Raw genomic sequence first — 19,597 nt, 5'->3', positions numbered from 1 at the left:
CATGCCCGTCTCCACCGTCTCCATCCCCGTCGGACAGTGGTTCACCTCGGCGGAGGGCGTCCGCTGGTGGTTCGACTCGGGATCGTTCGCGCTCGACTTCGCCTACACGGGCGCCATGGGCGGCAATCCGGCATGGGAGCGGCTGCACGCGCCCGACGACCTCACCACGTGGCTCCGCGACCGGTTCCCGGTCGCCGTCGGCACGGCGCGCTCGCGCGACCTGTTCGACGCGATCTCGCTGCGCGACGCCATCGGGCGCATGGCGCAGGCGGCCGCCCGCGGCGACGACGTGCGCTCGCAGGACATCGACCTCGTGAACCTCTACGCCGCGACCCCCGACATCCCGCCCGTGCTCGCCGGCGGCTCGCGTCAGGCGGGCCGCTCGGTGCAGACCGTCGGCCAGGCGCTCTCGACCATCGCCCGCGACGCGGTCGACTTGTTCGACGACGTGAACGCCGACCGCATCCGCGAGTGCAGCGGCGACTGCGGCATCGTCTACCTCGACACGTCGCGTGCGGCGACCCGGCGCTGGTGCTCGATGCAGCGCTGCGGCAACCGCGCGAAGGTGCGCGCGCACCGCGCCCGCGCCCGGAAGGCGGACCAGGCAGCGGCCTGACCCGAACCGGCGGCTCTCCTCCGGATGGACCGGCCGCACGTGGCACCCGCTGCTACCGTGCGGCCATGGAGCCCAAGATCGTCGGAACGACCATGCCCATCCTCGAGCTCACCCTCTCGCCGGGCGAGCAGATCGTCGCCGAGGGCGGCGACGTCTCCTGGCTCACCACCGGCTTCCGGATGGACACGTCCACCGCCCACGGCAGCGGCGGACAGGGCGGATTCATGAGCAGCCTGAAGCGCGTCCTCGGCGGCGGCCAGCTGTTCCTCACCGAGTACACGGCGCCCGACGCCGGCGGGTTCGTCGCGTTCGCGGCACAGCTGCCCGGCACGATCCGGGAGCTGCGCGTCGACCCGTCCGACGAGTTCATGATCCTGTCGGGCTCGTACATGGCGAGCACGCACGGGGTGGTCGTCTCGGTCGGCCTGCAGAAGAAGCTCGGCGCCGGCATCTTCGGCGGCGCCGGCGTGGTGTTCCAGAAGCTCACCGGGAACGGGACCGCATGGGTGCAGCTCGCCGGGGAACTCGTGGAGTACGACCTGGCGGCCGGCCAATCGCTGCTCATCCACCCGGGACACCTCGCGATGTTCCGCGCCGAGATGCCCCTCGAGTTCGCCACCGTGAAGGGGGTGAAGAACAAGTTCTTCGGCGACTCGCTGATGCTCGCACAGCTGCACGGGCCGGGGCACGTGTGGCTCCAGTCGATGACGCCCGCGAAGCTGGCGGCCGCGATCGAGCCCTACCTGCCCGATCAGGACAACTCGAACAGCTAGTTGGTCGCTGCCGGCCTCGGCCGAGGAGCAGCTCGACCGGTCAGCCGGGTCAGTCGATCAGCCGACCGTCCGCTCAGCCGACCGTCGGCACCTCGTCCGACGCGTCGACCTCCGTCGCGGCACGGACCTCGGGTCGCCGACCCTGCGCGACGAGGGCGGCGCCGCTCGCCGACGCACCGATCAGGTGCACGGACGCGTGCCGCAGGCCCTCGAACGCGGCGCACGCCACGGCCGCCTCGGGCGACGTGTGGTCGATGCCGAGGGCGATGAGCGCGTCGACGACGGCGCCCGCGCCCAGCTGGTCCTCGACGGTGAACCGCACGGCCTCGCCATCAGCACTGCCGGTTCGCTCGCCCGCGGCCACGATCGCGACCATGAGTCGCTCGCCGCGCTCCTCCTGCAGGTCGAGGATGCGTCGGGCCACCGCGCTGCGGTTGCGCAGCGACCCCTCGAGCACCACCACGCCCCGCCCGGCGAGCGCCGCGGCGATGACCTCGCCGTCGGGCGACGGCAGCACGTCGACCACGACCGCGACGTGGGCGCCGCGCACGATCCGCTCCGCACCGGCGATCCCCCAGTCGAGTCGGACCTGGTACTTCGCCTGCCCGTCGGGCGCGCTCGTCTCGCTCACCGCGACAGGCTACCCCGCCGACGACGTCGGTCGCGCGGCCGTGCGTGCGGTGCTTCTCGGGCGGCTGGTGCCCTGTGCAGGAAGTTCCGGCCGACACGCCGTGCCGGAACGGTGGTGACCCGGCGTGCCATCCGGAACTTCCTGCATCGGGGCATTCGAACGGCGGCGTCGCCTCGTGTCCAGACCCGGCTACCGCCCGTCGCCGGACCTGTCCCACGCGGCGAGCGCCTCGGCGTCGTTCGCGCGGGCGGCGGCCCGCCGCGCGGCGTCGAGCGCCGCCACGGGATCGGGCTCTTGGCGCGCGATCACGAGCTGCCGCTCGGCCTCGGCGAGTCGCGTGCGCGCGTCCGCCCCGACGCGGGGCCCGGCGCGGTCGATCGCGGCACGGGCCACGCGCGCCTGGCTCTCCGCGATCGCGATCGCGCCCCCGAGCGCGCCGCGCGCCCCGTCGAGCCGCCCCTGCGCGTTCCGGGCCGCGGCGCGCGCCACCTCGAGGCGGTCGCGGACGGCGGCGATCCGGTCGCGGTCGGCGAAGGGGTCGCCCGCGAGGTCCCCGCGCGCGGCGAGCACGGCGGATGCCGCGCCGATCGCCGTGCCGAGCGCCTGCTGCGCGTCGGCGTCCTCCTGCGCGTCCCGCTCGCCGCGCGCGGCGACGAGGTCGGCGTCGAGCGCAGCGGCCTGCGTCGCGGCGTCGTCCTGCGCGGCGGCGAGGTCGAGCTCGACGCCCTCCACGATCGCGAGGTCGCGTCCGGCGCGGTCGAGCAGGTCCACGGCGGTCGCGAGCGTATCGGCCGCGGGCTCGGTCCCGGCGAGCTGGCGCTCGGCCGTGTCGAGCGCCGACGTCGCACCCGTCAGCGCCGAGGCCGCCCGCGCTCCCGCCGCCCGCGCGACGCCGAGCGCCGCGGGCGTGAAGCGCGTGCCGAGCCGCTCGAGTCCCGCCTCGGCCTCGGTGCGACGGCGTTCGAGGCGTGCGGCGTCGACGCGCAGGGCGGGCACGTCGTCGCGGGCGCCGCGTTCGGCCCGGCGACGCCCGGCGAGCGCGGCATCCGCCTCATGCAGCTCTCGGAGCGCGGACTCGCAGAGGTCGGCGATGCGGCTGCTCCAGGCGCGGCGCTCGGCGGCGGTGTGGGGCGCGGCGTCGTCGAGCCGCTGCTGCAGCAGGAAGGCCTCGCGGAGCCGCCCGCGCGCCGCCTCGAGCGCCGTGCGCACATCGCGCGCGACGGCGGGCCCGAACTGCGCCTCGGCGAACTCGACCTCCCGATCGGCGTCGCGCACGGCGTTGTCGGCCTCCACGATGAGGCCCTTCGCACGCACCTCGAGGGCGCGTCCGTCGCCGAGCTCCGCGCGCTCGCGTCGCGCGCCGAGCCGGCGGAAGCCCACGACCCCTGCGCCGAGCGCGAGTGCCGCGGCGCCGAACACGACGAGGGAGGGCAACCACCAGAGCGCGTCGGGCATGGCCGGAGTCTAGGACGTGCGTCGGAGTCCCGGCCGGGTGGCCGCCGTGAATCCGGCGGGGTTCCTTGGCAGGGGCATCCGCTCGGCCTACTCTCTGGACATGCGGGTGCTCCTCAAACTCACGCTCGACTGCACGCCGGATGCCGCGTGGCGCGCGCTCCGGAGCCCGGCCGTGCTGCGCGAGGTGGTCGCACCCTGGCTCGACTTCTCGTCGCTCGAGCAGGACGGCCTGCCCACCACGTGGCCCGAGGGACCGCACCGCGTGCGCGCGCTCGCGTTCCGGCGCTTCCCGGCGGGCGAGGAGCTCGTCGACGTCAGCTACCCCGGCGGCCTGCCGACGGGCGTGCGGATGCTGCGCGACGGCGGCGGCGCCCTCACCGGCCCGCTCGCCCTGTTCGACCGCTGGGACCACCGCATGGCGGTCTCCGCCCTCCCCGACGGGCGCACCCTCTACCGCGACCAGCTGCGCGCGCGAGCGGGCGCCCTCGACGTGGTCGCCTGGTATCCGACCTGGGCGTTCTGGCAGTGGCGCGGCATGCGACTCCGCCAGCTCGCTCCGTCGTGGTCGTTCGACCCGCCCGGCACGGCGGATGCGGCGGCCGCCGCGTCCGCCGCCTCCGCCGCCGGGGCATCCGGCGCGGCATCCGTCACCCGGGGGGCCGCCGCGTGAACGCCTCGATCGGGTCGCTGCAGCTCGCGGACTGGCGAAGACGCGTCTTCGGCCTCTACGCGGGCGTGCGGCAGCTGAGCGTGCACGACCCCGCGTCGGGGCACGAGCTCTGGAAGTCGGGACGCGACGAGCTCTTCGCGGGGCATCCGCAGTCGCCGCTGCTGCCCGACGACCGGTCGAACTTCACGGGCCTGCGGATCGCTCGCTACGACCCCGACTGGCGCTTCGAGCTCGAGGTGCACCGTTCGGAGGAGCCCGTGCGCATCGTCGTGGACAGCGCCACCGACGGGAAGATCCCGTTCTCACTCGTCGGCGCGGTGCGCCTGCCCTACCTCGGCTCGCTCGACGTGTGGCGGCTCACCGGTTACGGCGGCGGCCTGTTCCTCCCGGTGAAGGACGGCCTCGCAGGCCTCACGGGCGGCACCTACGGCGGCGGGCGCTACCTGCTCGACACCGTCAAGGGCGCCGACCTCGGCCCGGGCGCCGGCGATGACACGCTCGTGATCGACTTCAACTTCGCCTACAACCCCTCGTGCGCCTACGACCCGTCGTGGTCGTGCCCGCTCGCGCAGCCGGGCAACACCCTGCGCGACGAGATCCCGGTGGGCGAGCGGATGCCGCGCTGAGCCCGCCGCTCGTCGAGTAGCGCCGCCGGAGGCGACGCGTATCGAGACCGCGCACGTCTCGATACGCGTCCGGCTGCGCCGGGCGCTACTCGACCACCGGGTGTTCACAGCGATCGCCCGGCGGCGTCCGCTATGGTGGACTCCGGCGAGCGCGATGAACGCGCCGCCTGCGTCGTAGAAACGCTTCCGGGCAGGGCCTCGTCGAGAGGGCGCCCGATGACTCTCATACGGCGAACGGATGCGCCGACCGGCGCCTTCGCCACAACCCACCGCCGGGTCCGATCCGCCGCTCCCCGAGCCAGTCGAGGGGTGCTGCCGACTCGACCTGCGGTGCGCTCTGCCCCTGAAAGGCACCAGTGACCGACATCACCTTCAGCACGCTCGGCGTGCCCGCTCCGCTCGTCGCGGCCCTCGCCGCCGACGGCAAGACCTCCCCGTTCCCGATCCAGGTCGACACCCTGCCCGACACGCTCGCCGGCCGCGACGTGCTCGGCCGCGGCAAGACCGGCTCGGGCAAGACCCTCGCCTTCGCGCTGCCCATCGCCGCGCGCCTCGGCACCTCCCTCGCCGGCGGCCGCCGCCGCCCCGGCCGGCCGCTCGCCCTCGTGCTGGCGCCGACGCGTGAGCTCGCGACGCAGATCACCGCGACCATCGAGCCCCTCGCCGCGGCGTACGACCTCAAGGCCACCACGATCTTCGGCGGCATCAACCAGAAGCGACAGGTCGACGCGCTCCGCTCCGGCGTCGACATCGTCGTGGCGACCCCCGGTCGCCTCGAGGACCTGATGAAGCAGGGCTTCATCACGCTCGACGCGATCGAGATCACCGTGCTCGACGAGGCCGACCACATGGCCGACCTCGGCTTCCTGCCGGTCGTCACGCGCATCCTCGACAAGACCCCGCAGGGCGGGCAGCGCCTGCTGTTCTCGGCCACGCTCGACAACGGCGTGGACAAGCTGGTCAAGCGATACCTGCAGAACGAGGTGCTGCACTCGGTCGACGAGGCGAACTCCCCCGTCGCGCAGATGACGCACCACGTGTTCGAGATCGAGGACGTCGACGCGAAGGACGAGCTCGTACGCACCCTCGCCTCGGGCACCGGTCGCCGCATCCTCTTCATGCGCACCAAGCACCACGCGAAGAAGCTCGCGAAGAAGCTCACCGAGCAGGGCATCCCCTCCGTCGACCTGCACGGCAACCTGTCGCAGCCGCAGCGCGACCGCAACCTCGCCGCGTTCGGCGACGGTTCCGTCAAGGTCATGGTCGCCACGGATGTCGCGGCGCGCGGCGTGCACGTCGACAACGTCGAGCTCGTGATCCACGTCGACCCGCCCATGGAGCACAAGGCGTACCTGCACCGCTCGGGCCGCACGGCGCGTGCCGGCAGCGAGGGCGACGTCGTGACGATCTGCCTCCCCGGCCAGAAGCAGGACCTCAAGACCCTGCTGCGCAAGGCCGCCATCACCGTGACGCCCGAGCGGGTCACCGCGGAGTCGGCGTCGGTGACGGCGCTCGTCGGCGACGTCGCGCCGTACGTGAAGCCGGCGCCGCGCCCCGCTGCGGGCCCGGGGAACGGCGGCGGCGGCCGCTCGCAGGGCGCGAACGCCCAGCGCAAGCGCGCCCGCCGCGACGAGCTCGCCGCCGGCGGCGCGCAGCGTCCGGCCGGCGAGGGTCGTCGCAGCCGCGGCCGCGGTCGCGGTCAGGGCAGCTCGGACGTCGCGCCCGCGACGCCGCGCAAGGACCGCTCCGGCCGCCCGGCAGAGCTGAAGGCGCACGCCCCCAAGCAGGGCGCGGGCCAGAGCCGCGGCGCGCAGACGACCGGCGCGAGCCGGTCCCTGAGCTCGTCGAAGGGCGGGGCATCCGGTCGCTCGACCGCGAAGCAGCCGCTGCGCATGGGCAGCCTCGTCTCGCCCAACCGCACCCAGCGCACGAACCGCCGCGCGCAGGGCTGAGCCCGTAGGCCGCGAGTGGGCGAACTTGGCGCGTTGGTCCACGAGAACTCGCCAAGATCGCCCAATCGCTGCGCGCCCCCTTCGCTGCAGTCACCGCTCCGGCGGCTCGACCGTCGACGACGACCCCTTTGGCAGGATCCGCGACGCCCCGAACTGGGGCGTCGCGGCGACTTGCCGCGCACGATCGTGGTCTGACATAGTCAGCCTTATCGGAGGCGATGGCACCACCGGTCGCCTCATCTGGCCCCTGAAGTTTGCATGTCCGAGGACGATTCCGCCACTCCGGTCCCGGATCCCGAGAACGGTCGGTCTCCTGCTGCCGCTGGCGACTCGCCCGCTCCGACGCGCCGCGATCCTGAACGTCTTTCCGTTGCCGAACCTGCGGAGGGCGTCGCACCACCCGCTGGACTCGCGGACGAGCACGTCCTACGTGGCTCCCTGCTGTCGCTCCTGATCATCCCTGCTGGCATCGCGGGCTGGGTTCTGCTCTGGCAGTGGGGCTTCGTCTCCGCGATCGTCGCCTTCGGCGTTGTGTGGGGAGCGCTCTTCCTCTACATCCTCGGGTCGGGTCTCTACCGCCTCGGGCCCGGCACGGTCATCTCGAGAGCGGGCTTCTGGGTCATCATGAGCGTGACGGTCGTCACGCTGGTCCTCAGCTTCCTCGCCGGGTTGGCATGGGACCTCGCGACCGCCATTGAAGCGCCGATGCCGGCGGCGTTCTACATGGCCGAGTTCTGGGCGATCTACCGCGAAATGCTGGGCGACCCCGAGGTATGGAGCGCGTACTTCCCTTCCATCGTCTTTTCTCTCCTGTTCGGTGCGCTCGGCGCGTTCAGCGTCCTCCGCGCGTTGGCGAAGCAGTCGTCGGGCAAGTCCGAGCTGGCCTGACGGCAGCCGACGCCCTCGGTCCGCAGCGTTGCGCGCACCTGCCACCGAACGGTCGCGCAACGCGCGCACCAAATCGCAGCACCCAGGACTGACCCTCCCAGACCGCGAGTGGGCGATCTTGGCGCGTCGTTCACCAGAACAGCACCAAGATCGCCCACTCGGGAAATGGATGCTGGGACGAGGCACCGCCCGTGGCGGCGCGAGCGACGCGGGCGACGGCCCCGCACCCTTCTGGGTGCGCACACGCCGCTCCGGCGTGTCGCACCGGCGGTGTGACGCTCGATTTCGCGTCCCGCGCGCGCTGGCTTAGCCTTTCGGCATGAGCACCGATGTTGTTGCCGAAGTCGTCGTCCGCCCCATCCGCGATTCCGACGTCGAGGCCCTGGGGCGCGTCCACGCCACCTGCTGGCACGAGACGTACGACCACCTCATCAGCGCGGCCGCATTCGAGAAGCTCTCCCCTCGGCGCATGGCCGAGCTGTGGAACCACTACGCCGAGCGCGGCGAGGAGTACCAGCAGTTCGCGGCCCTCGTCGACGGCGAGATCGTCGGCTTCGTCGGCTCGGGCCCGGCCCGCGACGAGGATGCCCCGCGCGATCGCGAGCTCTACTTCATCTACCTGCTCGACGCCTACCACGGCACCGGGATCGGCCAGAAGCTCTTCGACGCCGCCGTCGGCAGCGACCCCTCCTACCTCTGGGTGGCGTCCGACAACCCGCGCGCGCACCGGTTCTACCAGCGCAATGGATACACGCTCGACGGTGGCGAGCAGGTCGTGCCGTTCCTCGGCGAGGAGATCCACGAGGTGCGCTTCGTCCGCTGAGCACGTGACGGCAGCGGATGCCGCGAGGGCGCTACGGTGATCCGATGAGCGTTCCCGTCATCCTCGATGTCGACACCGGGGTCGACGACGCCCTCGCCATCATGTTCGCGGTGCGGCATCCGGGCCTCGACCTGCTCGGCATCTCGTGCGTGGCCGGGAACGCGCCGCTCCCGCAGGTCGTCGACAACACGCTGCGCGTGCTCGACGCCGTCGGCGCGCCCGACGTGCCGGTGGCCGCGGGTGCTCCCCGACCGCTGATCGAGGCGCCGCGGGAGGCTCGGCACGTGCACGGCGCCGACGGACTCGGCGGCGTCGTGCTGCCGGCGACCGCACGGCAGCCCGAGCCCGTCGCCGCGGTGGAGCTGCTGCGCCGGCTCATCCTCGGGCACGACCGACCCGTGACGCTCGTGGCGCTCGCACCGCAGACGAACCTCGCGCTGCTCCTGCGCACCTACCCCGAGGTCGCCTCGAACCTCGAGCGCATCGTCTTCATGGGCGGATCGGCGAGCGTCGGCAACGCGACCGCGGTGGCGGAGTTCAACGTGTGGCACGACCCCGAGGCCGCGGCGATCGTGCTCGATTCGGGCGTGCCCGCCTACATGTACGGCCTCGACGTGTTCAATCGCGTCGCCGTCGACCACGACACGGCGTGGGCACTGGAGCACGGCGACGATGCGCTCGGCCGGGCGGTGGGCGCGCTCCTCGGCAACCGCGTCGTGCTCTCCGAGGACGAGCGTGCCGAGTACACCGGCCTCATCGGCGATGCCGGCGCGGTCTGCTCGATCGTCGACCCCCTCGCGCTCCGCACCGAGGTGCGGCCCGTGCGCGTGGAGCTCGCGGGCTACGGGCGCGGACAGACCCTCGTCGACCGCCGCGACTTCTCGGGCGAGGACATGGTGCACGGCCTGGCCGGCGAGTGGACGCGCGTCGAGGTCGCGCTCGACGTCGACGCCCAGCGCATCGCCCGGCTGTTCCTCGACACGCTCGGGCTCACGGCGTAGCCCAGCGGCTCAGCCCCACCACGGGGCTCAGCGCAGCGCGCCGACCGCGGCGAGCGCCTGGCGCAGCAGCACCCCGCGCCCGCCCTCCATCTCGGCCGCGATGCTCTCGGACGCCGCCTCGACGGGCGTCATCCACGTCACCTCGAGCGCGTCCTGCCGCGGCTCGCACGTGCCCGTCACGGGCACCACGAACGCGAGCGACACGGCGTGCTGCCGCTCGTCGGTGAACGGCGACAGGCCGGGCAGCGGGAAGTACTCCGCGACGGTGAACGGCACGGGACTGGCGGGCAGGAGCGGGAACGCCATCGGCCCGAGGTCCTTCTCGAGGTGGCGGAACAGCGCGTCGCGGATGGTCTCGCCGTACATCACGCGGCCCGAGACGAGCGTGCGCGTCATCTCGCCGACGGCGTTCGCGCGCAGGAGCATGCCGATCTCGGTCACCTGCCCCAACCCGTCGACGCGCACCGGCACCGCCTCGACGTAGAGCAGCGGGAGCCGCCCGCGCACCTCGGCGAGCTCGAGGTCGCTCAGCCAGCCCGGATTCGCGGGCGGGCGAACCACGGGCTCGTCGCCGGGGTTCCAGTCCGGGTCGGGTGTGCGCACGCTCATGCCTCGATTCTGCCTCACCGACGGCCCGACGGCCCGGGGTACGATGCCCTGATGCGGATCGACGACGAGGCGGTGCTCTGGTCGGCATCGCCGTCCGACCGGGCCGAGCGCCCGCTCCTGGTGCTGCTGCACGGCTTCAACTCCCACGAGGGCGACCTGTTCGGGCTCGCCCCGTACCTGCCGCTGGCGCCCGCGATCGCGTCGCTGCGGGCGCCCATCGACGCCGGCTACGGGTACGCGTGGTTCCCCCTGCTCGCGCAGGGTGAGGAGCAGGCCCTCGAGAGCGCGGACCAGGCGACGACCGCGATCATCGACTGGCTCGACCGGGTGGCGCCCGACACGACGTCGATCGGCCTCCTCGGCTTCTCGCAGGGCGGCGCGATGGCGCTCGAGCTGCTCCGCCGCGCACCCGACCGGTTCGCGTTCGCGGTCAGCCTCGCGGGCTTCGCGCTCCCGGGCGTCCGCGACGGCGATGAACGGATGTCGCAGCTCGCGCCCCCCGTCTTCTGGGGTCGCGGCACCGACGACGGGGTCATCCCCGCGGCATCCGTCGCCCGCACCCAGGCGTGGCTGCCGTCGCACGCCGAGCTCGACGCGCGCATCTACGAGGGCCTCGGCCACTCCGTCTCAGAGCGCGAGCTCGCCGACGTGACCGCGTTCCTGCGGACGCAGTACGCGACCGCCGAGGGTTGAGGATCGCCGCAGGCGCGTCTCGAGACCCGTCTGCGACGAAATGCAGGAAGATCCCGGGTCTTCGCGGCGTGTCGGTGGACTCGCCACGGCGTGTCACCTGATTCTTCCTGCGGAAGGATCTGGGACGGATGGGTCCGTGGGTTTCGAGACGCAGCTGCGGCGCTCCTCGTCCCACGGGCTCGGTTAGACGCCCCCGCCGCCTCCGCCGCCGCCGGCCTCGGTGCGCTTCGCGGCCCGGTCGGCATCCCGGTCGGCGACGCGGCGCTTCTCGGCGCGCACGCCCGCCTGGGTCGCCCGCTCCTGCACGAGCCACTGCGGTGGCGCGGCGAGCAGCTCCTTGATCTCGGCGGTCGTCAGCGGCTCGGTGACGCCGCCGCGGGCGAGGCCCGAGTTCGAGACCCCGAGCTTCGCGGCCACGACACCGCGGGGGTGCGGGCCCTCGCGGCGCAGCACCTGCAGCCACTCGGGCGGATCCGACTGAAGCGTGTTCAGCTCGTCCCGCGTCACGACGCCCTCGCGGAAGTCCGCGGGGGCGGCCTCGAGGAGGATGCCGAGCCTCTTGGCGGCGGTCTCGGGTTTCATCGACTGGGACTGGCTCACCCTGACACCGTAGCCCCGTTCCGCGGCATCCGCCCGCCGCTCGTCGTGTGACGCCGGGCGGCTGCCGTGAACACCCGAGTGGCTAGGCTGTGGGCAGGCCGGAGCGGCCGGACATCGGACGGGGGCGCTGTGACGCTGAGGCTCCGCTACGTCGCCGGGGTGAGCCCCGCGAAGTGGCTGCGCGCCTGGGCGGAGCGCCGTCCCGACCTGCCGCTCGAAGCGGTGCGGGTCGAGCAGCCCGAGCAGCTCGCCGAGGTCCTCGCCGGCGGCGCCGACCTGGCCTTCGTGCGCCTGCCGGTCGAGGCCGAGGGCCTGCACCGCATCCCGCTCTGGGAGGAGGTCGCCGTCGCGGTGCTCCCGAAGGACCACCCGCTCGCCGACGCCGCGGAGCTCACGCTCGCCGACCTCGAGCACGAGCCCGCCGCGCCCGCGCAGCCCGACCCCGCGATGACCGTCGAGCTGGTCGCCGCGGGCACGGGCTACGCCATCCTCCCCCACAGCCTCGCCCGCCTGCACCACCGTCGCGACGTCGCAGCAGTGCCGGTGACGGATGCCGCGCCGACGCGCATCGCGCTCGTCTGGCGCGTCGAGCGCGACGACGCCGACATCCAGGAGTTCGTCGGGGTCGTGCGCGGCCGCACGACGCGGAGCTCGCGCGGCGAGTCCGACGACGACGCGACCGGCTCGGAAGCAGGCTCGCCGAAGAAGGCCGCCGCCACCCCGCCCAAGGGCGGCGCCGGCAAAGCCGCGTCCCGGGGCCGGGGCACGGGGCGCGCGGCATCCGCTCGCTCGGGCCGCACCGCCCGGAAGCGGGGCGGTCGCGGGCGATGAAGCCGTTCCTGTTCCTCGCCGCGCGCCCCGAGGCGGACGCGGTCGGGCCCGAGTACGAGTCGATGCGGGTCGCGATGGGCCTCGAGCCCGAGCGCCTCGTGCACCTCCGCCTCGACCGGGAGCCGCTCGGCGAGCCGCCGCTCGACCGCGTCGCAGGGGTCGTCGTGGGCGGCAGCTCGTTCAACGTGATCACGCCCGAGCGCGAGAAGTCGGCGACGCAGCGACGCGTCGAGGACGACCTCGCGCGCCTCGCGGAGGCGGCCCTCGCCCGCGACTTCCCCGTGCTGTTCACCTGCTACGGCATCGGCGTGCTCACGCGCGTGCTCGGCGGCACGCTCGGCACCGGCTACGCCGAGCCCGCCGACGCGATCGAGCTGACGCTCACGCCCGAGGGCGTCGCCGACCCGCTCGTGGGCGTGCTGCCCGAGCGGTTCCACGCGTTCGCGGGCCACAAGGAGGCCGCCGACGAGCTGCCGCCCGGGGCGGTGCTGCTCGCCTCGTCGGCCCGATGCCCCGTGCAGGTCTACCGCGTCGGCGGCAACGTCTACGCGACGCAGTTCCACCCCGAGGTCTCTGCCGGGGACTTCATCGCCCGCGCCGTCGTGTACCGGCACCACGGGTACTTCCCGGCCGACGAGCTCGACGCGTTCAACGCGCGCGTCGCCGCGGCATCCGTCACCGAACCGCGACGGATGCTGCGGCGCTTCGTCGAGCTCGCCGACGCCGAGGCCTGAGGCGCCCGCTGAGCCGTCAGGCCGGCAGCGACCGCAGCGGATACGCCCGGCGCAGCACGACCCGCTGGCCGAGCGTCCACGCGACCGTGACGAGCAGGTACAGCGCGGCCGCGAGCGGCACGAACACCGCGATCATGGCGGTGATGAACTGCAGGAGTCCGAGCGCGCGCTGCATGCCGGCCGACGCGAGCAGCGCGGACGGGTCGGGCGTCGAGGTGCCGGCCGACGAGCCGGGCGACGGGGACGCCGTCGTCGCGGCATCCGGCAGCTGCGGTCGGAAGACGCGCCGGGTCACCTCGCCGACCAGCGCGATGGCGACGACGACCGAGGCGTACACGGCGAGCGCACCGGGCGTGAGCGCGCCCGCGGCGACCTCGCCCGCCAGGCTCGACCCGAGCGGCACGCCGAACAGGGTGTGGTCGAGCAGCGTGTTCGGGTGGCCGGCGATCGTGGGCAGGATGAAGAGCGCATAGATGACGCCCACGATCGGCGCCTGCACGAGCATCGGCAGGCAGCCCGCGAAGGGCGAGGAGCCCTCGTCGGAGTAGAGCGCCATCGTCTCGCGCTGGAGGCGTTCGGGGTTGCTGCCGTGCTTCCTGCGCAGCTCGGCGAGTTTCGGCGCGAGCCGCGCACGGGTGCGCTCGGCCTTCGCCTGGGAGACGCCGACGGGGACGAGCGCGGCGCGCACGAGGAGCGTGACGAGCACGATCGCGGCGGCGGCGCTCGAGACGCCGACGAGCGGCTGGAGCAGGTCGGCGAGGCCCATGAGCAGGGCATGGGCGCCGTCGAGCACGGCGGCGATGGGCGGGAAGGCGTAGAGGTCCATGGAGTGTTCCAAACGGTCGGAGGGATGCGGGATCCGTCTGGCCGCGGAACAGCGGGGTCGACCGTGCACCCTGCCGGGCAGGGTCGTCGATGGTCGGTGCGGTTACGCGGCCGGGATGCCGCGTCCGGGCGCCCTCGGGCGCGGGCGCCCCGCCGCATCGGGGTCGCTCTGTGCGAGCAGCGTGCCGGGATCGGCCGTCTGCCGCAGCCGCGTGGCGGCCCCGCTGGGATCGGCCGCGACGAGCGCGGGCACCGAACTCCACGCCGCGGCGACGAGGACCACCGCGGCCGCGCCGAGCACGCCGAGCAGGATCACCGTGACCTGCGGGTTCGACGCCGTGGCGATGTCGAGCGAGGCCTGCACCTGGCGCAGCAGCATGACGAACAGCTCCACCTCGGCCTCCCTCGCGTCTCGGCTCACGCTAGCACTCGCGGCTGGGACGCCCTCCTGACACGAGCGAGCGGATGACGCGAAGTCGCGTCATCCGCTCGGATCGGTCGTACCGCTCAGGTGGTGCGGGTCCGGTTGCGAGTGATGAGCCCCCAGATCAGCAGCACGATGATCGAGCCGCCGATGGCGAGCAGCCACGTGCCGAGATCCCAGAACTCCGTCAGCGGACGGTTGAGGATCAGGCTGCCGAGCCAGCCGCCGAGCAGTGCGCCGACGACCCCGAGCAGCAGGGTCATGAACCAGCCCCCGCCCTGCTTGCCGGGCAGGATCAGCTTGGCGATCGCGCCGGCGATGAGGCCGAGGACGAGAAATGCGAGGAAACTCATGTGCGCTCCTTCGAATCGGGGTGATCAGCACGATTCCACTCCGCCGACCGGCGAGCAACCCCTTGCAGACCGGGCCGGAGACGCGCTAGATCGGCCGGATGCCGCGGCTCACCACCCGGCCCCGATGAGCTCGCCGATACCAGTGACCCACGCGCCGACGCCGTTCCCGCGATACAGGAGCATCGACCCGTCGGGTGTCACGCCGAGCACGTCGGGCTTCGTGTCGGCGGTGAAGTCGCCCGGGCTCGTGAGCACGGCGAACATGTCCCATCCCGATCCCCGAGCGAAGCCGTACTCGTTGAGCCAGCCGCCGCGCCCATCGCCGGGGTAGATCATGAACGCGCCCTCCGGCGTGACGGCCAGGACGTCGGGCCGGGTATCCCCGGTGAAGTCGCCCGAGGTGAACACATGCGGGAAGCGATCCCAGCCGGAGCCGATCCCGACCCCCTCGCGTACGCCGCCCGCGCCGTCGCCGACGTACAGCCGCAGGATCCCGTCCGCGCCCACGCCGATGAGATCCGCGATTCCGTCGCCCGAGAAGTCACCAGGGGCGAGCACGACCCGCTGCGGTTCGGGCGCGCCGTGGATGGCCGCGCCGCGGCCGTCGATCCAGCCGGAGTCGCCGTCGCCGGCGTACAGTCGCAACGAGCCGTCGGGGCCGACGCCCACGAGATCGGCGTTCCCGTCGCCGTCGAAGTCCCCCGGTGCGACGATCCCGGCGAACACGTCCCAGCCGCTGCCGACGACCGCGCCCTCGCCGCTCACCCAGCCGCCCCTGGCATCTCCCCGATAGAGCAGCAGCCTGCCGTCCTCGGTGACGCGGAAGACGTCGCCGACGCGGTCCCCGTCGAAGTCACGCGTACCGGTGGCGCGGAGGCTGGGGTCCGCGTCGGCCGCCGTCGACGCCTGCCCCGCCGCCGCGGACGTCATCAGCTCGCCCGCACCCACCTCGCTCGCGAATGCGGCATCGACGACGACGGACGGGATGACCAGGGCTGTGGCAGCGAGGCCGAAGCCGAGGACGAAGCCGACGGATCTCGCTCGCCGTGGGTCTCGTGCAGCGGGCGTCGTTCGCGAACGTCGTGCGGATGGGTCCATGGTCCCATTGTTCCGCTGTACCCCCCATTCGGGTGGTCCCCTTTTCGACCCACCGGGCGTTCGACCCGCTGAGCGGGTTACGCCGATCACGGCGCGGTCGACCGGCCGGCGCCGTCGTGTGCGCCTAGCGTCGTCGATGGGACCGCGCAGTTCCGCGCGGCAGAGGGGGATCGCGTGAGCGGGGCGCCGGTGCACGGGGGGTCCGTGCGCACGCGGGCGAGGCCGATTCGATGGGTCATCGCCCTCGTGCTCGGTGCCCTGGTGCTCGTGACGACGGTGGTCCCGAGGCCGGTGGACCGGGCCGACGCGATCCCCGACGATTCGCGCGTCCTCGCGCAGGCGTTGCTCGACGGTCGAGCCACGGGTCGCTTCGACTCGATCTCCTTCGGCGTCATCGACCGGCTCATCGCGCCCGTCGCGCGCGGCGAGACCCCCGTTGCGGGTTGCCGGCTCGATCTCCGCGTCTTCCAGGTGCTCGTGCAGACCATGGAGTACTTCGGATCGCTGCTGATCAGCGACCTGGCCCGGTCATGCCCCGGGGTCTCCCAGGACCCGCCCTGCCCGACGACGTATGTCTCACCGCACTGCGCCGACCCGGCTCGCGCGATCGACTTCGTGCGCGTGGGCAGCACCGTGCTCCGCGGCGGATCGGAGTCCGTGCCGTTCCTGCGATTCCTCGACTCATTCGTGCCGCGTGGCACACTGGCCGGTCAATCCCAGTGCGGCAGCAACGTCGCGTTCGACTACATCACGAGCCGCATCGAGGACGCGTGCAACCACATCCACCTCGCCCTGCCGGTGACCGGGATCCTGCGCCTGCCGTCGGAGCCGACCCGATCGACCGACGGCGTGCTGTCCCGGGTGGTGATCGGCAGTCCCGACTTCGACGGCGACGGCTTCGCCGACGTCTTCCGCGTGACCAGCGACGGCATCCTCTACCTCTTCGGAGGAGACGGGCGCGGCGGGTGGAAGACCTCGGGCAGCCTGATCGGCAGCGGGTGGAACGTCTTCTCCCTGGTGCTCGCGCCCGGCGACTTCGGGGGCGATGACCGGGCGGACCTCATCGGACTCGGCACCGACGGGATCATGCGCCTCTACGACGGCAACGGAACAGGTGGCTGGTCGAGCGGGAGTGGTCGGCAGATCGGCTGGTCGTGGAACGTCTTCCGCTTCGTGATCGCACCGGGCGACTTCACCGGCGACGGGAACGTCGACGTGATCGCGATCCGGCCGGATGGCGTCATGCTCCTGTACGCGGGCAACGGCGCCGGGGGCTGGCTCACCGGATCGGGCACCCCGATCGGGTCCGGGTGGGGCCGGTTCACCAAGGTCCTGGCCCCGGGCGACTTCACGGGCGACGGCAAGGTGGACGTGCTCGCTGTCGATGGCGGCGCCCTTCGCCTCTACACGGGGAACGGAGCGGGCGGCTGGTCGGACTCCAACGGCCGGGTGGTCGGCACGTCCTGGGACCAGTTCATCGCCATCACGGGCCCGGGCGACTTCAGCGGTGACGGAGCGGTCGACCTGCTCGCCGTCCGGGCCGACGGCGTGATGCTGATGTACCGCGGGGATCGGGCGAGTGGTTGGGCGACCGGGCAGGGCGAGGTCATCGGCTCGGAGTGGTGGTAGGCGCGTGCACCCGTGGGTGCTGCACGTCGACCTCGACCAGTTCATCGCGGCGGTCGAGGTCCTGCGGCGTCCCGAGCTCGCGGGCAGGCCGGTGATCGTCGGCGGCCGCGGCGACCCCTCCGAACGGGCCGTCGTCTCGACCGCCTCCTACGAGGCGCGCGAGTTCGGCGTCGGCTCGGGGATGCCGCTGCGCCTCGCCGCGCGCAAGGCGCCCGATGCCGTGATCCTGCCCGTCGACGCGGAGCACTACCTCGCGGCATCCGAGGCCGTGATGGCCACGCTGCGCGCACAACCCGGAGCGACCGTGCAGGTGCTCGGCTGGGACGAGGCGTTCGTCGGCATCGAGACCGACGACCCCGAGGCGTACGCGCGACGGCTGCAGCAGGACGTGCTCGAGCGCACGCAGCTGCACTGCACCGTGGGCATCGGCGACACGCTCGTGCGCGCCAAGGTGGCGACCGGGTTCGGCAAGCCGCGCGGAGTGTTCCGGCTCACGGTCGAGAACTGGCTCGAGGTCATGGGCGACCGGCCGACGATCGACCTGTGGGGCGTCGGCTCGCGCATCTCGGGGCGGCTCGCGAAGCTCGGGATCACCACCGTGGCGGAGCTCGCGGCGGCGCGGCCGGCGCCCATGATCGAGGAGTTCGGGCCGCGCATGGGGCCGTGGTACGCGCTGCTCGGACGCGGCGAGGGCGCGCGGGAGGTCGACGACACGCCCTGGGTCGCCCGCGGGCACAGCCGGGAGACCACGTACCAGCAGGACCTCGCCGACCCCGCCGAGGTGGAGGCCGCCCTGCGCGAGCTCGCGGCACGGGTGCTCGACGACGTCGCGGCCGAGGGACGGCCGGTCGTCGGCCTCACCCTCAAGGTGCGCTACGCGCCATTCATCACGAAGACCTACCAGCGTCGCGTCCCGTCGTCGTCCGATCGCGACGACGTGCTCGGCCGGGTGCTGCAGCTGGCCGCCGACCGGATCGAGCCGGGCCGTCCGATCCGACTGCTCGGGCTGCGCGCCGAGATGGCGATGCCCGAGGACGCGCGCGAGGGGCACACGCCGACGCGCGGCGGATGGTGAGCGCCTGATCCAGGCGTCGACCACCACTCGGACGAGGCACGCCCGATCGCATCCTGTCAAGCAGGTATCGGAACACCGCCGCGCTCGCGTCAATGGAGGTGCGACACGTCTCCATCGTGAACGGAGGCCCGGCGATGCCGACCATGCAACGTACCGCAGTCTCGAGAACCAGACCCCCGCGAGCGGGCGGCGCGAACAGCGAGTTCACCGAGCTCGCTCGCCTGGTCCGCATCAGCGGCCTGATGCGCCGCCGGTACGGCTACTACTGGACCAAGCTCGCCGCGATCCCCGTCGTCGTCGCGTCCGCCATCCTTGTCTTCGTCTGGATCGGCGACACCTGGTGGCAGCTCTTCACGGCCGCCGCCTTCGCCATGATCTTCACGCAGATCGCGTTCCTCGGCCACGACGCCGCCCACCGTCAGATCTTCAAGTCGGGCAGGTGGAGCGACTGGACGAGCCTCATCGTCGGGGACCTCTTCATCGGCATGAGCTACGGCTGGTGGCAGCACAAGCACACGCGCCATCACGCGAACCCGAACAAGGAGGGCGTCGACCCCGACCTGGAGCTCCCCGTGATCGCGTTCACCGCGGAGCAGACTGCCCGCCGCCGGAATGCGATCACGGCATGGCTGGTGGCGCACCAGGGCGTGTTCTTCTTCCCGATCCTGCTCCTCGAGGGCATCTCGCTGCACGCATCGAGTGTTCGGCGAGTGCTCGCCCGCGAACCGGTCGACCGCCGCTGGGTCGAGATCCTCTTGCTCGGGATCCGCCTCATCGGCTTCCCTGCGCTGGTCTTCCTCGTGCTCTCGCCGGGAATCGCCGTGGCGTTCCTCGCCGTCGAGCTGGGACTGTTCGGGTTCTACATGGGCGTGTCGTTCGCACCGAACCACAAGGGCATGCCGTTGGTGCCCAAGCACCTGCGTCTCGACTTCCTCCACCGACAGGTGGTGATGAGCCGCGACATCCGTGGCAGCCGGCTGCTCGACATCGCCATGGGCGGGCTGAACTACCAGATCGAGCACCACCTGTTCCCCTCGATGCCGCGCCCGCACCTGCGGAAGGCGGCGCCCATGATCGCGGAGTACTGCCGCGCCAACGGCATCCCCTACACGACGGCCGCGCTCTTCGAGTCGTACGGCATCGTGCTGCGCTACATCAATCGCGTGGGTCTCGGCGAGCGCGATCCCTTCGAATGCCCGCTCATCGAGCAGCGTCGCGCGATCTCCGGGTCCGTCGAGCGGGTGGAGCGTACGTCGACCTGACGACGACGTTCCGTGCCGGCCCGGGCGCT

At 72.8% G+C, this 19,597-nt stretch carries 22 protein-coding genes; 14 read left to right on the top strand and 8 right to left on the bottom strand.

Annotation, left to right across the window (positions count from 1 at the left end; genetic code table 11):
• The first annotated feature begins 1 nt into the window (after position 1).
• Both ACFVN5_RS06055 and ACFVN5_RS06050 read left to right on the top strand, forming a co-directional pair.
• Entirely contained in the window at positions 2 to 616 is a 615-nt protein-coding gene (locus ACFVN5_RS06055; RefSeq protein WP_376953917.1) for a CGNR zinc finger domain-containing protein, read from the top strand.
• A gap of 65 nt (positions 617 to 681) precedes the next feature.
• Positions 682 to 1,389, top strand: coding sequence for an AIM24 family protein (locus tag ACFVN5_RS06050; protein WP_376953916.1), 708 nt, complete (start codon positions 682 to 684; stop codon positions 1,387 to 1,389).
• Between the two features lie 73 nt (positions 1,390 to 1,462).
• Here ACFVN5_RS06050 and ACFVN5_RS06045 read toward each other — a convergent pair whose 3' ends face one another.
• Complete coding sequence (locus ACFVN5_RS06045; protein WP_376953914.1) at positions 1,463 to 2,020, bottom strand: 2-phosphosulfolactate phosphatase; 558 nt, start codon at positions 2,018 to 2,020, stop codon at positions 1,463 to 1,465.
• Positions 2,021 to 2,209: 189 nt separating this feature from the next.
• Positions 2,210 to 3,475 carry a hypothetical protein gene (locus ACFVN5_RS06040; protein WP_376953913.1) on the bottom strand — a complete coding sequence of 422 codons (1,266 nt, stop codon included), beginning with the start codon at positions 3,473 to 3,475 and terminating at the stop codon, positions 2,210 to 2,212.
• Positions 3,476 to 3,575: 100 nt separating this feature from the next.
• Here ACFVN5_RS06040 and ACFVN5_RS06035 point away from each other — a divergent pair, with 100 nt between their 5' ends.
• From ACFVN5_RS06035 to ACFVN5_RS06010, 6 genes are all read left to right on the top strand, one after another.
• A complete protein-coding gene (locus ACFVN5_RS06035; protein WP_376953912.1) occupies positions 3,576 to 4,145 on the top strand; it encodes a hypothetical protein in 570 nt (189 codons plus the stop codon).
• The gene (locus ACFVN5_RS06030) at positions 4,142 to 4,771 is read left to right on the top strand and encodes a DUF1684 domain-containing protein (protein ID WP_376953911.1); all 630 of its coding nucleotides are present in this window, start codon (positions 4,142 to 4,144) and stop codon (positions 4,769 to 4,771) included. Before ACFVN5_RS06035 ends, ACFVN5_RS06030 begins: the two co-directional genes overlap by 4 nt.
• Positions 4,772 to 5,127: 356 nt before the next feature.
• Positions 5,128 to 6,723 carry a DEAD/DEAH box helicase gene (locus ACFVN5_RS06025; RefSeq protein ID WP_376953909.1) on the top strand — a complete coding sequence of 532 codons (1,596 nt, stop codon included), beginning with the start codon at positions 5,128 to 5,130 and terminating at the stop codon, positions 6,721 to 6,723.
• Between the two features lie 258 nt (positions 6,724 to 6,981).
• Positions 6,982 to 7,611 carry a hypothetical protein gene (locus tag ACFVN5_RS06020; protein ID WP_376953908.1) on the top strand — a complete coding sequence of 210 codons (630 nt, stop codon included), beginning with the start codon at positions 6,982 to 6,984 and terminating at the stop codon, positions 7,609 to 7,611.
• A gap of 319 nt (positions 7,612 to 7,930) precedes the next feature.
• Positions 7,931 to 8,434: a GNAT family N-acetyltransferase gene (locus ACFVN5_RS06015; protein WP_376953906.1), complete on the top strand. Its 504-nt coding sequence runs from the start codon at positions 7,931 to 7,933 to the stop codon at positions 8,432 to 8,434.
• Between the two features lie 44 nt (positions 8,435 to 8,478).
• A complete protein-coding gene (locus ACFVN5_RS06010; protein ID WP_376953905.1) occupies positions 8,479 to 9,435 on the top strand; it encodes a nucleoside hydrolase in 957 nt (318 codons plus the stop codon).
• Between the two features lie 27 nt (positions 9,436 to 9,462).
• Here the strand turns inward: ACFVN5_RS06010 and ACFVN5_RS06005 are convergent, their stop codons facing one another.
• Complete coding sequence (locus ACFVN5_RS06005) at positions 9,463 to 10,044, bottom strand: NUDIX hydrolase family protein (protein ID WP_376953904.1); 582 nt, start codon at positions 10,042 to 10,044, stop codon at positions 9,463 to 9,465.
• Positions 10,045 to 10,095: 51 nt separating this feature from the next.
• Here ACFVN5_RS06005 and ACFVN5_RS06000 point away from each other — a divergent pair, with 51 nt between their 5' ends.
• The gene (locus ACFVN5_RS06000) at positions 10,096 to 10,737 is read left to right on the top strand and encodes an alpha/beta hydrolase (protein WP_376953903.1); all 642 of its coding nucleotides are present in this window, start codon (positions 10,096 to 10,098) and stop codon (positions 10,735 to 10,737) included.
• 183 nt (positions 10,738 to 10,920) lie between these two features.
• Here ACFVN5_RS06000 and ACFVN5_RS05995 read toward each other — a convergent pair whose 3' ends face one another.
• Positions 10,921 to 11,319 carry a DUF5997 family protein gene (locus tag ACFVN5_RS05995; RefSeq protein ID WP_376954329.1) on the bottom strand — a complete coding sequence of 133 codons (399 nt, stop codon included), beginning with the start codon at positions 11,317 to 11,319 and terminating at the stop codon, positions 10,921 to 10,923.
• A gap of 147 nt (positions 11,320 to 11,466) precedes the next feature.
• Between ACFVN5_RS05995 and ACFVN5_RS05990 the strand changes: the two genes are divergently transcribed.
• Both ACFVN5_RS05990 and ACFVN5_RS05985 read left to right on the top strand, forming a co-directional pair.
• A complete protein-coding gene (locus ACFVN5_RS05990; RefSeq protein WP_376953902.1) occupies positions 11,467 to 12,168 on the top strand; it encodes a LysR family transcriptional regulator substrate-binding protein in 702 nt (233 codons plus the stop codon).
• Positions 12,165 to 12,902 carry a glutamine amidotransferase gene (locus ACFVN5_RS05985; RefSeq protein WP_376953901.1) on the top strand — a complete coding sequence of 246 codons (738 nt, stop codon included), beginning with the start codon at positions 12,165 to 12,167 and terminating at the stop codon, positions 12,900 to 12,902. Before ACFVN5_RS05990 ends, ACFVN5_RS05985 begins: the two co-directional genes overlap by 4 nt.
• A 16-nt stretch (positions 12,903 to 12,918) precedes the next feature.
• Here ACFVN5_RS05985 and ACFVN5_RS05980 read toward each other — a convergent pair whose 3' ends face one another.
• The 4 genes from ACFVN5_RS05980 to ACFVN5_RS05965 all read right to left on the bottom strand — a co-directional run bounded on the left by ACFVN5_RS05980 (position 12,919) and on the right by ACFVN5_RS05965 (position 15,602).
• The gene (locus ACFVN5_RS05980; RefSeq protein WP_376953899.1) at positions 12,919 to 13,728 is read right to left on the bottom strand and encodes a YidC/Oxa1 family membrane protein insertase; all 810 of its coding nucleotides are present in this window, start codon (positions 13,726 to 13,728) and stop codon (positions 12,919 to 12,921) included.
• Between the two features lie 102 nt (positions 13,729 to 13,830).
• Positions 13,831 to 14,148, bottom strand: a complete 318-nt coding sequence (locus ACFVN5_RS05975; protein WP_376953897.1) for a DUF6412 domain-containing protein — start codon at positions 14,146 to 14,148, stop codon at positions 13,831 to 13,833.
• A gap of 86 nt (positions 14,149 to 14,234) precedes the next feature.
• Positions 14,235 to 14,504: a GlsB/YeaQ/YmgE family stress response membrane protein gene (locus tag ACFVN5_RS05970; RefSeq protein ID WP_148733731.1), complete on the bottom strand. Its 270-nt coding sequence runs from the start codon at positions 14,502 to 14,504 to the stop codon at positions 14,235 to 14,237.
• A gap of 108 nt (positions 14,505 to 14,612) precedes the next feature.
• Positions 14,613 to 15,602, bottom strand: a complete 990-nt coding sequence (locus ACFVN5_RS05965) for an FG-GAP-like repeat-containing protein (RefSeq protein WP_376953895.1) — start codon at positions 15,600 to 15,602, stop codon at positions 14,613 to 14,615.
• Between the two features lie 174 nt (positions 15,603 to 15,776).
• Between ACFVN5_RS05965 and ACFVN5_RS05960 the strand changes: the two genes are divergently transcribed.
• The 3 genes from ACFVN5_RS05960 to ACFVN5_RS05950 all read left to right on the top strand — a co-directional run bounded on the left by ACFVN5_RS05960 (position 15,777) and on the right by ACFVN5_RS05950 (position 19,568).
• Positions 15,777 to 17,231, top strand: coding sequence for an FG-GAP-like repeat-containing protein (locus ACFVN5_RS05960; RefSeq protein WP_376953894.1), 1,455 nt, complete (start codon positions 15,777 to 15,779; stop codon positions 17,229 to 17,231).
• Positions 17,232 to 17,247: 16 nt separating this feature from the next.
• Positions 17,248 to 18,306, top strand: a complete 1,059-nt coding sequence (locus ACFVN5_RS05955; RefSeq protein WP_376954327.1) for a DNA polymerase IV — start codon at positions 17,248 to 17,250, stop codon at positions 18,304 to 18,306.
• A 143-nt stretch (positions 18,307 to 18,449) separates the two neighbouring features.
• Positions 18,450 to 19,568 (top strand): fatty acid desaturase family protein, encoded by a 1,119-nt coding sequence (locus ACFVN5_RS05950; RefSeq protein ID WP_376953893.1) that lies wholly within the window; start codon positions 18,450 to 18,452, stop codon positions 19,566 to 19,568.
• Positions 19,569 to 19,597 lie beyond the last annotated feature (29 nt).

It is taken from the genome of Agromyces sp. NPDC057865 (genome assembly GCF_042796995.1).
In the GTDB taxonomy this organism is placed as follows: Bacteria; Actinomycetota; Actinomycetes; order Actinomycetales; family Microbacteriaceae; genus Agromyces.
The sequence above is the reverse complement of the archived record's forward strand: the minus strand, read 5'-3'. Positions and strand labels throughout refer to the sequence as shown.

Bases quoted from the DNA above. Each gene is read 5' to 3' on its own strand.
- ACFVN5_RS06055 (WP_376953917.1), top strand. From the start codon at position 2: ATGCCCGTCTCCACCGTCTCCATCCCCGTCGGACAGTGGTTCACCTCG.
- ACFVN5_RS06050 (WP_376953916.1), top strand. From the start codon at position 682: ATGGAGCCCAAGATCGTCGGAACGACCATGCCCATCCTCGAGCTCACC.
- ACFVN5_RS06040 (WP_376953913.1), bottom strand. From the start codon at position 3,475: ATGCCCGACGCGCTCTGGTGGTTGCCCTCCCTCGTCGTGTTCGGCGCC.
- ACFVN5_RS06035 (WP_376953912.1), top strand. From the start codon at position 3,576: ATGCGGGTGCTCCTCAAACTCACGCTCGACTGCACGCCGGATGCCGCG.
- ACFVN5_RS06020 (WP_376953908.1), top strand. From the start codon at position 6,982: ATGTCCGAGGACGATTCCGCCACTCCGGTCCCGGATCCCGAGAACGGT.
- ACFVN5_RS06015 (WP_376953906.1), top strand. From the start codon at position 7,931: ATGAGCACCGATGTTGTTGCCGAAGTCGTCGTCCGCCCCATCCGCGAT.
- ACFVN5_RS06010 (WP_376953905.1), top strand. From the start codon at position 8,479: ATGAGCGTTCCCGTCATCCTCGATGTCGACACCGGGGTCGACGACGCC.
- ACFVN5_RS06005 (WP_376953904.1), bottom strand. From the start codon at position 10,044: ATGAGCGTGCGCACACCCGACCCGGACTGGAACCCCGGCGACGAGCCC.
- ACFVN5_RS06000 (WP_376953903.1), top strand. From the start codon at position 10,096: ATGCGGATCGACGACGAGGCGGTGCTCTGGTCGGCATCGCCGTCCGAC.
- ACFVN5_RS05995 (WP_376954329.1), bottom strand. From the start codon at position 11,319: ATGAAACCCGAGACCGCCGCCAAGAGGCTCGGCATCCTCCTCGAGGCC.
- ACFVN5_RS05985 (WP_376953901.1), top strand. From the start codon at position 12,165: ATGAAGCCGTTCCTGTTCCTCGCCGCGCGCCCCGAGGCGGACGCGGTC.
- ACFVN5_RS05980 (WP_376953899.1), bottom strand. From the start codon at position 13,728: ATGGACCTCTACGCCTTCCCGCCCATCGCCGCCGTGCTCGACGGCGCC.
- ACFVN5_RS05970 (WP_148733731.1), bottom strand. From the start codon at position 14,504: ATGAGTTTCCTCGCATTTCTCGTCCTCGGCCTCATCGCCGGCGCGATC.
- ACFVN5_RS05965 (WP_376953895.1), bottom strand. From the start codon at position 15,602: ATGGACCCATCCGCACGACGTTCGCGAACGACGCCCGCTGCACGAGAC.
- ACFVN5_RS05950 (WP_376953893.1), top strand. From the start codon at position 18,450: ATGCAACGTACCGCAGTCTCGAGAACCAGACCCCCGCGAGCGGGCGGC.